16 protein-coding genes are annotated in these 12,167 nt (G+C 58.1%); 14 read left to right on the forward strand and 2 right to left on the reverse strand.

The window, feature by feature from the left end:
- Window positions 1-5: 5 nt before the first annotated feature.
- Complete coding sequence (locus K0H47_RS29810; protein ID WP_219274079.1) at window positions 6-581, reverse strand: hypothetical protein; 576 nt, start codon at window positions 579-581, stop codon at window positions 6-8.
- A gap of 160 nt (window positions 582-741) precedes the next feature.
- Here K0H47_RS29810 and K0H47_RS29815 point away from each other — a divergent pair, with 160 nt between their 5' ends.
- From K0H47_RS29815 to K0H47_RS29835, 5 genes are all read left to right on the forward strand, one after another.
- On the forward strand, window positions 742-1,470 hold the full coding sequence (locus tag K0H47_RS29815) for a hypothetical protein (protein ID WP_017479625.1): 729 nt from the start codon (window positions 742-744) through the stop codon (window positions 1,468-1,470).
- Between the two features lie 12 nt (window positions 1,471-1,482).
- A complete protein-coding gene (locus tag K0H47_RS29820; protein WP_219274080.1) occupies window positions 1,483-2,448 on the forward strand; it encodes a major capsid protein in 966 nt (321 codons plus the stop codon).
- A gap of 47 nt (window positions 2,449-2,495) precedes the next feature.
- On the forward strand, window positions 2,496-3,077 hold the full coding sequence (locus tag K0H47_RS29825; protein WP_219274081.1) for a hypothetical protein: 582 nt from the start codon (window positions 2,496-2,498) through the stop codon (window positions 3,075-3,077).
- 132 nt (window positions 3,078-3,209) lie between these two features.
- Window positions 3,210-3,647, forward strand: coding sequence for a M48 family metallopeptidase (locus K0H47_RS29830; RefSeq protein ID WP_257626772.1), 438 nt, complete (start codon window positions 3,210-3,212; stop codon window positions 3,645-3,647).
- Window positions 3,648-3,790: 143 nt separating this feature from the next.
- Entirely contained in the window at window positions 3,791-4,294 is a 504-nt protein-coding gene (locus K0H47_RS29835) for a DnaT-like ssDNA-binding protein (protein WP_219274082.1), read from the forward strand.
- Here the strand turns inward: K0H47_RS29835 and K0H47_RS29840 are convergent.
- On the reverse strand, window positions 4,291-4,578 hold the full coding sequence (locus tag K0H47_RS29840; protein WP_219274083.1) for a hypothetical protein: 288 nt from the start codon (window positions 4,576-4,578) through the stop codon (window positions 4,291-4,293). The two genes, K0H47_RS29835 and K0H47_RS29840, sit on opposite strands and share 4 nt — an antisense overlap.
- 23 nt (window positions 4,579-4,601) lie before the next feature.
- Between K0H47_RS29840 and K0H47_RS29845 the strand changes: the two genes are divergently transcribed.
- The 9 genes from K0H47_RS29845 (at window position 4,602) to K0H47_RS29885 (ending at window position 12,167) form a co-directional block, all read left to right on the forward strand.
- Window positions 4,602-4,970 (forward strand): hypothetical protein, encoded by a 369-nt coding sequence (locus K0H47_RS29845; RefSeq protein WP_219274084.1) that lies wholly within the window; start codon window positions 4,602-4,604, stop codon window positions 4,968-4,970.
- On the forward strand, window positions 4,967-5,623 hold the full coding sequence (locus tag K0H47_RS29850) for a hypothetical protein (protein ID WP_219274085.1): 657 nt from the start codon (window positions 4,967-4,969) through the stop codon (window positions 5,621-5,623). Before K0H47_RS29845 ends, K0H47_RS29850 begins: the two co-directional genes overlap by 4 nt.
- Window positions 5,620-6,036 carry a phage tail terminator-like protein gene (locus tag K0H47_RS29855; protein WP_219274086.1) on the forward strand — a complete coding sequence of 139 codons (417 nt, stop codon included), beginning with the start codon at window positions 5,620-5,622 and terminating at the stop codon, window positions 6,034-6,036. The genes K0H47_RS29850 and K0H47_RS29855 overlap by 4 nt, the downstream gene beginning before the upstream one ends.
- A 389-nt stretch (window positions 6,037-6,425) precedes the next feature.
- Window positions 6,426-7,073, forward strand: a complete 648-nt coding sequence (locus tag K0H47_RS29860; protein WP_219274087.1) for a phage tail protein — start codon at window positions 6,426-6,428, stop codon at window positions 7,071-7,073.
- Between the two features lie 3 nt (window positions 7,074-7,076).
- A complete protein-coding gene (locus tag K0H47_RS29865; protein ID WP_032877397.1) occupies window positions 7,077-7,457 on the forward strand; it encodes a phage tail assembly chaperone in 381 nt (126 codons plus the stop codon).
- Between the two features lie 47 nt (window positions 7,458-7,504).
- The gene (locus tag K0H47_RS29870; RefSeq protein ID WP_219274088.1) at window positions 7,505-7,774 is read left to right on the forward strand and encodes a DUF1799 domain-containing protein; all 270 of its coding nucleotides are present in this window, start codon (window positions 7,505-7,507) and stop codon (window positions 7,772-7,774) included.
- Window positions 7,771-11,061 carry a phage tail tape measure protein gene (locus tag K0H47_RS29875; protein ID WP_219274089.1) on the forward strand — a complete coding sequence of 1,097 codons (3,291 nt, stop codon included), beginning with the start codon at window positions 7,771-7,773 and terminating at the stop codon, window positions 11,059-11,061. Before K0H47_RS29870 ends, K0H47_RS29875 begins: the two co-directional genes overlap by 4 nt.
- 3 nt (window positions 11,062-11,064) lie before the next feature.
- Complete coding sequence (locus K0H47_RS29880; RefSeq protein ID WP_219274090.1) at window positions 11,065-11,403, forward strand: phage tail protein; 339 nt, start codon at window positions 11,065-11,067, stop codon at window positions 11,401-11,403.
- Window positions 11,404-11,414: 11 nt separating this feature from the next.
- Entirely contained in the window at window positions 11,415-12,167 is a 753-nt protein-coding gene (locus tag K0H47_RS29885; RefSeq protein WP_219274091.1) for a phage minor tail protein L, read from the forward strand.

Raw genomic sequence — 12,167 nt, forward strand, 5'->3', positions numbered from 1 at the left:
GTGGCTCACGGAGCTCTCAAGCTGACCACTGTAAAAGGATTGCCCGATGGGTCCTTTCCTTGGGAAACGATCTCATCTTGCTTTATAGACTTGATTTTGTACTCATCCGAACTGCCAGGAACATATTGCTTGTTCATGTCAGGGAGTGAAATTCCACTCAGTTTCTCCAGAAGTGGAATCGGCATTTCTACATCGCCACTTTTAAAGGTCGATGGTTCGGTATGAAAGCCTGTCAGCGTAAACGTTAAGAATTGGTCGTCAGCCGTCCAGACACCTGAACCTTTTGCGAGAACTACTGCAGAAAACGGCTTGTCGGCAGCGCCGCCTGAGAACGTTAGGGTTCCGTTCACGTTGTATCGCCCGTTACGGAAATATTCAGTGATGCCGTTGAAGGCGATATTCCCGCCCGGAACTGGGTGTTGGTAGTTGCTTTCCCAGCGCCCCAGAAAGGCTGGGTTGTGCTTTGGACCTGATTCATAAAACGGGCCGTATATCGTCACAATGCCCGCGATAAAAGCAATGACTGCCGTTGCAATGACATAGCCTTTACGAGTGAAGTGTTTGATCGTTTCTAGGTTCATTTTGCGAGAACTACTCCATTAGTTGTTTGGATCCATTGATATCAGTTTACCCAATTCAGTGACCGCAGCGGTAGCAAACCATCATTCTTCCGAGCCTCGCATCTGCGGGGCTTTTTTGTGCCTGCAAAGCGGGCTTCACATACCCAAGGGGTGCCTCACAGTGGCAGAAGAAAACGAAATCGACCTGGAAAATCCGGCAATCAAGGCCGCTATCGCGACTGCCGTTGAAGCATCTGTGTCTGGTCTCAAAACCAAGAACTCGGAGCTTCTGGGCAAGCTTAAGGAAACCTCCGGCAAGCTGACCCAGTTCGAAACCCAGTTTGAGGGCATCGACATCGACGCCGTCAAAGGCCTGCTCAGTCGAGCGGGACAGGACGAAGAGACCAAGCTGCTGACGGAGGGCAAGGTGGATGAGGTCTTCAACCGCCGCACCGAGCGCCTGCGTGGCGACTACGACAAGCAGTTGAAGACGATCAGCGAGCGCGCCGAGAAGGCTGAATCCTTCGCTGCCAAGTTCCAGGGCAAAGTCCTGGGCGATTCGGTACGCGGCGCAGCACTGAAGGCCGGCGCTCTGCCGGAAGCAACAGACGACATCATCCTGCGCGCCAAAGGCGTGTTTACCCTTAACGAAGATGGCGATGCAGTCGCCGTTGATGAATCCGGCCAGGTCATCCTCGGTAAAGACGGCAAAACCCCTTTGACTCCGCTCGAATGGGCGGAATCTCTGCGCGAAAGCGCACCTCATCTGTGGCCAAGGGCTTCAGGGACATTTGCCCCGGGCGGGGGTGGCGGCAAGGCTGCATTCAAGCGCTCCGAAATGACCTCCGAGCAGAAGCGCGATTTTCAGCGCAAGCACGGCCAAACCGCATATCTCGCATTGCCCAAGTAAGGGGATTGACCCATGGCTACAACCGTTAACAGCGACCTGATCATCTACAACGATGAGGCGCAAACTGCATACCTGGAGCGTGTCCAGGACAACCTGGATGTATTTAACGCATCGTCCAACGGCGCGATGGTGCTGGACAACGAGCTGATCGAGGGTGACTTCCGCAAGCGCGCTCTCTACAAGCTGAACGGCTCCTTGGAGCACCGCGACGTCAACTCCGACGGCAAGGTAAACGCCAAGAAGATCAGCGCTGGTGAAGCTGTTGGAGTCAAAGCTCCCTGGAAGTACGGCCCGTACCAGACCACCGAAGAGGCATTCAAGCGCCGCGGTCGTCCGGTCGAGGAGTTCTCCCAGATCGTCGGCGCCGACGTCGCTGATGCTACCCTGGAAGGCTTTATCCAGTACGCAACTGCTGGCCTGCGTGCCGCCATCGGCTCCAACGCTGACATGGTGGTTTCGGCCAACATCGAAACCGATGGCAAGAAGACGCTGACTCGCGGTATGCGCAAGTTCGGCGACAAGTTCGGCCGTATTGCTCTGTGGGTCATGCACTCCAGCGCCTACTTCGACATCGTCGACGAAGCCATCACCAACAAGATCTACGAAGAAGCTGGCGTCGTGATCTACGGCGGCCTGCCGGGCACTCTGGGCAAGCCGGTACTGGTGACCGACACCGCGCCGGCGGATGTGATCTTCGGCCTGCTGCCAAACGCCGTAACCATCACCGAGTCGCAGGCGCCGGGCTTCCGTTCCTACGAAGTGAACGACGAAGAAAACCTGAGCATCGGCTACCGCGCGGAAGGCACCGTAAACATCGATGTGCTGGGTTATAGCTGGAAAGCCACCACTGGCGGTTCCAATCCAACCCTGGCTGCCGTGGGCTCCGCTGCCAACTGGGTCAAGCATGCGGGCAGCAACAAAGTCACCGCCGGCGTGATGATCACGCTGACCGCAACGCCTCCTGTTACTGGCGGTTAAGCCTCAAACTCAACGCGCGGTCAGCAATGGCCGCCTTGGAGAAACACATGGAACTGACTTACAGCAACCAGCTGAGCGGCTTCGACCCGGAGAAGCGTTACCGCAATCCGGAACACTTCGATAAGCCCGAAGCGGGTGTGACCAGCGTGCTGGTGATTGGCGATTGGCCGAGCGTGGTCAATGCATACGAAGCAGCCGGCATCGATGTGTCGGTGAAGGAAGCCAAGCGGGTGCAGATTGTTGGTGCGGGCAACCAAACCGAGCTGGAAAAGGTGATCGCGGCTTTGCGTGCTGAGCATGGATCGATCCAGATCCTTGTTGACGGCCTGGAAGCTGGCGAAATCCATCGTCCAGAGTCCGGCGACCTGGCGTTGCGCTTGTATGAAGTGCTGGGCGCCATCCATGCTTCGGTTGGTGAGTTGACCACAGAACGTGACGGCCTGACCCTGACCGTCGACACGCTGCGCGGCGAGGTTGAAGCACTGAAGCAGGCTGCCCTCACGCCGTCGGCAGATGAGGCTGGTGAAATCGCGGCGCTGAAAGCAAAGCTCGATGAGGCCAAGGTCCAGTACCGGGCCAACGCCTCGAAAGAATCCCTGGAAAGGCTCGTCGCAAAGTTGAGTGCCTAATACGACCGAGCTGTAGGCAAGGCTAATAAAGGACTAAGCAAAAGCTTCGTGAGTTCTTCAGAAATCTACTAAATCAGGCGTGATTCAGGTAGGTTTTAACTTCTGACCTTCACCGAATCTATGGAGTGGATAATGATGAGCGAAAATGGAGAGCTAGATCCTGAGCTTCACGAGCAAATAAAGAAATTCAGTAGTGCCGGAGATATGCTAGCTGAGTCAGGCCGCTATGAGGCAGCGGTGACTGAATATAACAAGGCCTGGGAAATGATCCCTTCACCCAAAAACGATTGGGAGGCCGCTACTTGGATTCTGGCGGCCATAGCTGATGCTTGTTTCTTGTCAGGATTCAAAACCTCTGCTCGCGAAGCTTTGCAGTACGCAATGACCTGCCCTGGCGGTCTCGGAAATCCATTTTTGCATCTGCGCCTTGGGCAGGTTTTGTTTGATGAAGGTCAAGAAGACTCTGCAGCAGACGAGTTGATGCGAGCATACATGGGGGCTGGCCCAGAGATTTTCGCAACTGAAGATGCTCGATACCTAATCTTTCTCAAAACACGTGCTGATCTTTGAAGTTCTTTAACTACTAGGCTGACCATCTCTCTACCGCACTGAGCCTGTCTAGCGCTCTAGGCACTCCATCATGCGCGCAATTGGTCTAATGACTTAGTCCGTAAAGCGTGCAGGCGGTCTAAACCCATTCAGCGAGTAAACGCATGACACTAATCATCGAGGACGGCACCGGCAAGCCTGACGCCGAAAGCTACGCGAGCGCCGAGGACCTGGCCTTGTATGCCGTGAAGTTCGGCGCGGTCATTCCCGTAGGCGTTCCGGAGCAGGAAGCGCTGCTGCGCCGGGCCGCCTTGGCAATGGATGGCATGACTTGGAAGGGGCGTAAAACGAACAGCGAGCAGGCACTGTCCTGGCCGCGCCGGCAAGTGCTGCTGGATCAGGAGATCAAGCCGAACAGCTACCTGCCGGCGCGCATTCAGTACGGCCAGATGGCCCTGGCCGCTGAGATCCATCAGGACGATATCGACCCGGTGGAGAAGCGTAAAGGCGCTGTTTTGCTGGATCGTGTTGAGGGAGCGGTGACGCGGCAGTACGCGGCTATCCCGTCCACCAGCAGCCGACTGCTGCCGGCGGCGCCGGATCGACCAAGTGCTACGCAGTTCGCGGATTACTTGCAGAAGCGGGGGTTATTCGCAGTGAGGGTCTAGTCGTTTATCAGCGGATGCATCAGTAAGTGCTGGAACTCTAGCTCGATGGCATCCTTCCCTCTACCGATTACCGCGGCGGTCTTGCTTACTTTAGAAAAGTCGAAGTCTTCGCCATATGGCACCTTCTCAGCTGATGCCTTATCTGCGATATCACCGTAACCTGCGGCCCCCAACGATTCTTTGACCAATTTTCTCATTGCAACTTTGTGGTACAGATCGCCATAACGCTCTACCGGTGCGCTGGCGTTCGTCAAAAGTTCGTTACCAATCTGTGCGTAATTCATCGTTCTTCCTTGGATGGCTCGATATGACATTTTATGGCGATTTGGCCATGGTGGGTCTGGAGATGATTACAGAGTTCGGCCAGTCTGTAACCATCAGCAAGACGGAGCCGGGCGTGTACGACCCGGATACGGGCGGTGAAGCGCCAGGCGCCACTGTCGAACAGATCGCCCAGGGCATCCTGCTCGACTTCACCGGTATCGAATTCCAGAACAACAGCCTCATCAGGCAGGGCGACAAGAAGCTCAAGATCGCTGCTCAGGGTTTGACCTGGGTGCCGGGTCTGCTCGACAAAGTGGTCGCCCAGGGCCGCACCTGGTCAGTCGTGCCGCCGCTGAAAGAGGTCAACCCGGCCGGCACGCCGATCCTGTATGAGCTGCAGGTGCGGTCATGACGAACAAGTACGCGAGCATGAACGGTAGCTTCGCCGAGAACATTCGTGATTTCGCGGAGCGGGCGAAAGGTGGCATAGACGCGACCATCCGCGAGATCGTGATCGAGATCGGCAGCAGCGTTATCCGCATGTCACCGGTGGGCAATCCAGAGATCTGGGCTGCGAACGTCGTTCACCGACAGGCAAACAAGCGAGCCGCCGATGACTATGACTTCAAGGTCGCGGTGCGCAACACGATCATCAACCTCAACGAATCGAACTTCACCAAAGCCGGCAAGCTGCGAAAGGGCGTGAAGTACGCCAAGCCCCTGACCAAGACCGAGCGCGACCAGAACTTCAACGTGAACGGTTTGGTGGCAGGCAAGGGCTACGTTGGCGGGCGGTTTCGCGGGAACTGGCAGTTTTCAATTGATGTGCCGGCCGAGGGAGTGCTTGATCAGATTGATGTCGGCGGTAACGACAGCATCGCTGTGCTTAAGGCGCAGGTTCAAACCCTGACCGCGGGGCAGACGGCGTACATCGTGAATAATCTTCCTTACGGCATCGCACTAGAATATGGACACAGCACACAGGCGCCATCCGGGATGATTCGGGTCACGCTGTCTCAGTTCCAGAAAACTGTCGATGACGCCATCAGGAATAACCAAGTATGAGCCACGCCATCATCGCATCGATCTATGAGGCAAAGCTGCTCGCCTGGAGCAAGGCGCGTGCGGAGCCCATCAAGGTCGTGTTCGAAAACACTCAGTACGACCCGGCGGACGGCGAGACCTATCTGCGGGCGTTCATGCTCCCAGGCGATACAGCCAGCAGCACGCTCGCCGGCGACCATCGAGCATTCATCGGCGTTTACCAGGTCAGCATTGTGGCTCCGGCCAATACCGGCAAGACCAAGACGAACCCACTTGTGGCTGAGTTGACCAAGCTGTTCCCGCTTTATGTGCGAGACTCAAAGGCAGGCCTCACCGTCGTTACGATGTCGCCAGTTGATCCTGGCCCAGGCATCACAGACCCGCCGACTTACACGGTGCCGGTGTCGTTCGAGTACCGAGCCGACACCGCCTGATCCTAGACGGTAGAATCCATTCATGAATTGGTTTGGGAATACCTGTGATGGACGAAATCAGGAAGCAGCGGCTTCAGTATCTAGGTGAGTGGGTAGAGGGCCACTGCTATAGGAATCGCGAAGAAATCGCTTTGAGCGAACGGTGTCTATGCGTCGGATGCGGTCTCTGGCTCGTGCCAACTGACATTCTTAAGTGGTACGAGGATAAGCATGCCTGCTGCCCAAGCTGTGGCCTTACCGGTGTGGTCGTAGGCTCGAAATCCGGTATCCCTTTGGACGAGGTCCGAAGCAATATGGAAGTCAATTAGCAACAAACACATAGCCCGTTGGGCAAACCCCGAAACCCGCCTCTGTGCGGGTTTTGTCATTTCTGAAAAGAGGAAACACCCATGCAAATGCCCAACGGCGCCACCCTTGAGATCGCGTCCATCTACGGCACGGCGATCCCATTCACCGCCCTGACCAACGCCAATCCGGCCGTTGCTACCGCTGCGGCGCACGGCCTGGCCGAGGGCGACATCATTGCCGTAAATTCTGGCTGGACCCGCCTGGATGGTCGCGGCGTTCGAGTTGGGGAGATCGCCAGCGGCACGTTCGCGCTGGAGAGCGTCAATACGACCAGCATTCAACAGTATCCCGCAGGCTCGGGGATTGGTTCCGTTCGCGAGGTGACGGCCTTCACCGAGATCTCGCAGATTACTGAGATGAATTCCAGTGGTGGTGATCAGCAGTTCCTGACCTTCGGCTTTCTGGCTGACGATGATGATCGCCAGATGCCGACCACAAAGAACCCGATCACGCTAACCTTCACCGTCGCCGACGATCCGTCCAAGCCATATGTGGCCGTCTGTGAGGCGGCGGACGATGATAAGCAGGCTCGGTTGCTTCGCCTGAACCTGCCAGGCGGTAGCAGTATTATCTACAACGGCTACGTGTCCATCACGTCGACCCCGACCATGTCCCGTAACAACCTGATGACCCGTGTTATCAGCCTGGCGCTGACCGGCCGTCCAACCCGTTACGCGGCCACGGTGTAATCCATGGCCAAGTTCAAATTGATCCAGAAGCCGACCTTCAAGGCGCCGGTGATGATCCAGCGGGCCGGGTATAACGCCGAAAAGGTGGAGTTCGAGTTCAAGTACCTGGACCGCACAGCGCTCGCTGAGCTGTACACCGGTTGGAACGAGCGGCACGACGAGCTGGGCAAGCAGGTCGGGGATATGGACCTCAAAGCTTTCACCGCCGCCCAGATCGCCCTGCAAGCTGACCAACTGCTGGATGTGGTGGTGGGCTGGGATATCGAAGAGGAATTCACGCCTGAGAACGTGCGCATCCTCGTGAATTCGATCAACTCGGCGCCGAAGGCAGTTCTGAACGCGTACGCCGAGGCTTTTAGCGAGGCCCGCTTGGGAAACTCCTAAGCGCCTCCCGCGCGCTGTATGAGCCAGGGCCATCAGATGCAGACCTGATGGCCTTCGGTTTATCGCGCCAGGACATCCCGGACAAGGAAGTCGGAATCTGGCCTGACAACTGGGACGCCTTCAAGGTCTTCGAGGCCATGAGCACCCAGTGGCGCACAGGCGCGTGCGGCGCAACAGGTATGGACTACAGCGTTCTCTCCGGGGTGATTCGGATGTGTGGCGTGCCGATCAACCGGCGACAAACCATTTTCAGCGACTTCCGGCGGATGGAGGCTGAAGCCCTGCAGGTGATGGCGGAACAGAGAGAAACCAAATGAGCACGAACTTCGCCTCCCTGGGCATTGCGGTTGAGTCGTCGCAGGCCGCAAAGGCTGCTGACGATCTGGATAAGCTGGTCGATTCGGCTGAAGGTGCCCAAAAGGCTATTGATGACCTTGGCAAAACCGGCGAAGGCCTGGCCAACACCGGCAAGAAGGTTTCCCAGGCCGAAGCGGATGTTGCTCAAAGCATCGACAAATCCACGGCGGCCAGAGATCGGCAGGCCGGGGCAAGCCAGCGAACCGGCGCTACGGCCACCGCTGAAATTGCTGTTATCAAGCAACTGCAGAACGCCATGGAGGGCAATCTCAGCAGCATTGAGCAGGTTATCCAGGCCGAAGGTTCGCTTGAGCGGGCCCGTAAAACCGGGATGGTAGAAGCTGCCGATCAGGTCAAATATCAGGAGAAGATCACCGCCGCCTTCGACAAGCTGGAAAAGGCTGAAGCGAAAGAGCTGGCACAGAAGCAACGACTGATTGAGGCAGAAGGTCGACGCATCGAAGCACTGAAGCGCACCGTTAACGGCATTGATCCGGTCACTGCCAAGCTGGCGAAACTGGAGGAGCGGGAGCGTGCGCTTAACGAGCTCCATAGAATTGGCGAGAAGGACGCTACAGAATACAACGAAGCTCTTGCCAGGATCGGCAAGGACCGGGCCGGCCTGAACGAGGCCACCAGCGCATTCGACAAACTGAAACTTGGCACCCGCCAAGCTCAAGAAAACGTCATGCAACTCGCCAATGCCCTGCAATCAGGTGATCTTGGGAGCGGGGCGCGCGCCATTGCTCAGTTGGGTGCTGGCGCGGGGGCTTCCGCGAAGAGCATGGCCAGCATGTTGATTCCGGCTGGCCTTCTGGTCGCTGTAATCGGGTCACTGGGCTACGCCTACTTCGATGCGATGAAGCAGGCACGCGAGTTCAATGCCGCGATCAATGGCGGTACGAATGGTGCAGGGCAGACCATCGCCAGCCTGAAGGACATGGCCGACGGCGCCGGGCGCGTCACCGGCAACCTGTCCGGGGCGCGCGAGGCTGTCGTTTCGCTTGCATCCGGAGCAGCTACCAGCGGTACGCAGATGCGTAATCTGGCTGAAGCTGCAGCGGCCGTGAGTGAAGTAACAGGGCAGGGCGCCGGCGAGCTTGCCAAGTCCTTTGCCACTGCTGGCGAGACGGCCACCGAAGCGGCAGGCAAGATCAGCAGTCAGTACGGGCTGCTGACACTTGAGCAGTACCAGGTGATCAAAGGGCTGGATGATCAAGGTGAAAGTCAGCGCGCTTTGGATGTTCTCAGCGAAGATTTGAATCAGGCCGCCTTAACGCGACTGAAGACCTACCGCGAGTCGCTCTCTGACGTTGAGCGCGACTGGGACAACATCAAGAACGCCATCAAGGGCGCGTACGCGGAAGTCCGGTCGGAGATCTTTCCCGACCTGGCCAAGCAGATCGAGATCACCCAGCGCGTGCTGGACACGCGCAGGGGCGGCGGCGTCGCTGGCGCAATTTCCAATGGGCTGAGCTCGTTGAATACGGCGCTTGGCCTTGGCACTGGCGAGCACGACGATTCCTCGGCTGCGCTTGAGGCAAAACTTGCTGGACTTAAAGCCAGGCAGGCGGCCAGTTCCAACCTGGCGGTTACCACCGGTGAAAGCACCGACGCGAACCAGAAGGCCATTGAGGCTCAGCGGGCGCTGGATGCGCAGCTCGATAACGTCAACCCTTTGGCCAAGCGTCAGGCGGGCCTGAAAAAGCTCAACGATCAGTTTCGTGCGCTATATGAGAATGCCGAGAAAACCGGACAGAAATCGCCGCTTCTTGATGGTGTCAGCTTCGATGGTAACAAGTTCGCCGGCGGCGCCTATGACACGCTGCTGAAGGGGCTCCAGGAAAAGAATAAAGACCCGAAAGCAGCCGGCACTCAGGTCGACCTCACTAGCTTCAACAACGCCAAGAACAACCTTGCAGCGATCGTTGACGAGTACAAAAACACCCAGAAGCGACTGGACGCCGCGGAGAAGGCCGGGCTCATTTCTCAGGCCGATTACGCGCTGAAGCGTGAAGCCCTGATCGGCAACCAGCGCGACGAGGTGACCGCAGCCTATGAGGCCGAGATTGCCGCGCTGGAGGCCGTCAAAGGCAAGAAGGCCACGACTGCTGCCCAGAGCATCCAGTTGGACCAGAAGATCGCTGACGCGCGCGCAGGGATGGTCAAGGCGCAGAAGGAGGCCGACAGCCAGCTTGAGGTGTTGGCCACCAACGAGACAGGGCGCCTGGCGAAGCAGGAGCTCTCGATCACCACCTACGTGCAGGCCCTGGCTCAGCAGCAACGAGCCTTGGAGCTTGCCGGTCAGCGCGCGGTTCTCGGCGTAGGCCAGGGTGACCGCCAGAACGCACTCAACGGCGAACTGAACAGCCAGCAAGACCGGTTTGCTCAGCAGTCGCTGGAGCTGGCCAACCAGAAATCCGACCCGTCGCGCAACATGTCTGAGGAGGAGTTCAATCGTAAGTCGCAGGCACTCGCAGATGCGAACAAGGCGGCGACCGACCAGATCCGGCAGAACTACGCGGATGTGGAGGCTGCCCAAGGCGACTGGACGAAGGGCGCCACGTCGGCCTGGGACAACTATTTGGATTCGGCGAAGAACATTGCCGGCCAGACCAAAAGCCTGTTCGGCAATGCCTTCAGCAGTATGGAGGACGCGGTCGTCAACTTCGCATTGACCGGCAAAGCATCGTTCTCGGACTTCGCCAAGTCGATCCTTGCGGACATGGCGCGCATTGCTACCCGCCAGGCGAGTTCGGCATTGCTGAGCAGCTTGGTTGGCGCAACGGCCAGCTACTTCACGGGAAGTGCCTCCACTCCGACTTCTGCCGGGTCAACCCAGGCGGGCTACACCGGCGTCGACTTCTCTGGTTACAGGGCTGCCGGCGGGCCGGTCGATCCAAATTCTCTCTACCAGGTAAACGAACTTGGCCCTGAGCTTTACAACGAGGGCGGGAAGTCCTACCTGATGACCGGCGCCAATGGCGGGAGCGTGACGCCGCTTACTGCTGGTGGCGGGCCTGGGATGGCAGGCATGACTGGCCGCGGGAGCGGCGGGACCTCGGTCAGCCTCACCATGCCCATCATGGTCATGACGGACGAGGAGTCTGGCAAGTCAGATGGTGACGAACTCGACACGGAGCTGTTCCAGCGAAACATGCAGGAGCGGATGCGCATCGTTGCGAAAGAAGAGATCGCCAAGTCTTGGCGCCAAGGCGGCGTGAGCAGCCGAAACGTAAAAGGATGATTTATGGCAATCGAGCGATTTACCTGGGCCACTGAAAAGGGCGTCGAGGGTGATATCAAGCAGCGCGTACGCACGAAGCAGTTTGCCGACAGCTACGCGCAGTCGACCGAGGACGGGATCAACAACAAATCCCAGTCTTGGCCGGTCACCTTCACCGGCATGAAGAGCCGCATCAAGGACATCATGGACTTCATCGACCGGCACAAGGGCGCAAAGGGCTTCCTCTGGGAGCCGCCTCTGGGCGACTTGGGCCTCTACAAGTGCAACGGCTACAAACCCGCGCATCGCGGTGGCCAGGTCTACGCAATCACGGCGACCTTCGAACAAACCTTTCACCCCTGAGATAACCACCCATGGCACTGATCACGGACATCCAGAAACTGGAGCCCGGCGCCGAAATTCGCCTGTTCGAAATTGACGGGACCGAGTACGGCGCGGATTACCTGCGCTTCCACGGTCACGCCATCCCGCACACGCCCGAGGAGCTGCTGGCCTACGAGCATTCGGAGGAGGACCTGCCGGCCAAGTCGATTTGGTGGCAGGGCGCCGAGTACGCTGCATGGCCCGTGCAGATCGAAGGAATCGGCTCCAACAGCGACGGCACGGCCACCAGGCCGACGTTCGCCGCCGGCAACATCAATGGGCGGGTCACCGCGCTATGCCTGGCCTTCGAGGACCTGCTGAAGTTCAAGCTGACTGTCCGTGAGACCCTGGCGCAGTACCTGGACGCCGCGAACTTTCCCGAAGGCAACCCGACTGCTGACCCGACTCAGGAAGGGCTGGAGATCTGGTATATCGACCAGAAAACCAGCGAGGACGGCGAGGCCGTGGTCTGGGAGTTGTCCTCGCCTGGCGAGATCGATAACCACGGATTGCCCGGGCGCCAGATGACGACACTGTGCCATTGGGCCATGACCAATGGTTACCGAGGGCCGGACTGCGGCTACACCGGCGCCGCCATGTTCGATGACGAGGACAACCCCACGGATGACCCGGCCAAGGATCAGTGCAAGGGCTGTCTGTCGTCCTGCAAGTTGCGCATGGGCGAAAACGAAGAGCTGGGTCACGGGGGGTTTCCCGCTGTGTCCCTCATTACCCGGAGCTGA

Origin of the sequence: Pseudomonas sp. Xaverov 83, from assembly GCF_019352905.1 — a bacterium.
Lineage (GTDB): Bacteria > Pseudomonadota > Gammaproteobacteria > Pseudomonadales > Pseudomonadaceae > Aquipseudomonas > Aquipseudomonas yamanorum.

Coding starts and splice junctions, on each gene's coding strand:
- K0H47_RS29875 (WP_219274089.1), top strand. CDS start 7,771: ATGAGCACGAACTTCGCCTCCCTGGGCATTGCGGTTGAGTCGTCGCAG.
- K0H47_RS29860 (WP_219274087.1), top strand. CDS start 6,426: ATGCAAATGCCCAACGGCGCCACCCTTGAGATCGCGTCCATCTACGGC.
- K0H47_RS29850 (WP_219274085.1), top strand. CDS start 4,967: ATGACGAACAAGTACGCGAGCATGAACGGTAGCTTCGCCGAGAACATT.
- K0H47_RS29880 (WP_219274090.1), top strand. CDS start 11,065: ATGGCAATCGAGCGATTTACCTGGGCCACTGAAAAGGGCGTCGAGGGT.
- K0H47_RS29830 (WP_257626772.1), top strand. CDS start 3,210: ATGATGAGCGAAAATGGAGAGCTAGATCCTGAGCTTCACGAGCAAATA.
- K0H47_RS29870 (WP_219274088.1), top strand. CDS start 7,505: ATGGCCTTCGGTTTATCGCGCCAGGACATCCCGGACAAGGAAGTCGGA.
- K0H47_RS29835 (WP_219274082.1), top strand. CDS start 3,791: ATGACACTAATCATCGAGGACGGCACCGGCAAGCCTGACGCCGAAAGC.
- K0H47_RS29885 (WP_219274091.1), top strand. CDS start 11,415: ATGGCACTGATCACGGACATCCAGAAACTGGAGCCCGGCGCCGAAATT.
- K0H47_RS29865 (WP_032877397.1), top strand. CDS start 7,077: ATGGCCAAGTTCAAATTGATCCAGAAGCCGACCTTCAAGGCGCCGGTG.
- K0H47_RS29820 (WP_219274080.1), top strand. CDS start 1,483: ATGGCTACAACCGTTAACAGCGACCTGATCATCTACAACGATGAGGCG.
- K0H47_RS29855 (WP_219274086.1), top strand. CDS start 5,620: ATGAGCCACGCCATCATCGCATCGATCTATGAGGCAAAGCTGCTCGCC.
- K0H47_RS29810 (WP_219274079.1), bottom strand. CDS start 581: ATGAACCTAGAAACGATCAAACACTTCACTCGTAAAGGCTATGTCATT.
- K0H47_RS29840 (WP_219274083.1), bottom strand. CDS start 4,578: ATGAATTACGCACAGATTGGTAACGAACTTTTGACGAACGCCAGCGCA.
- K0H47_RS29825 (WP_219274081.1), top strand. CDS start 2,496: ATGGAACTGACTTACAGCAACCAGCTGAGCGGCTTCGACCCGGAGAAG.
- K0H47_RS29845 (WP_219274084.1), top strand. CDS start 4,602: ATGACATTTTATGGCGATTTGGCCATGGTGGGTCTGGAGATGATTACA.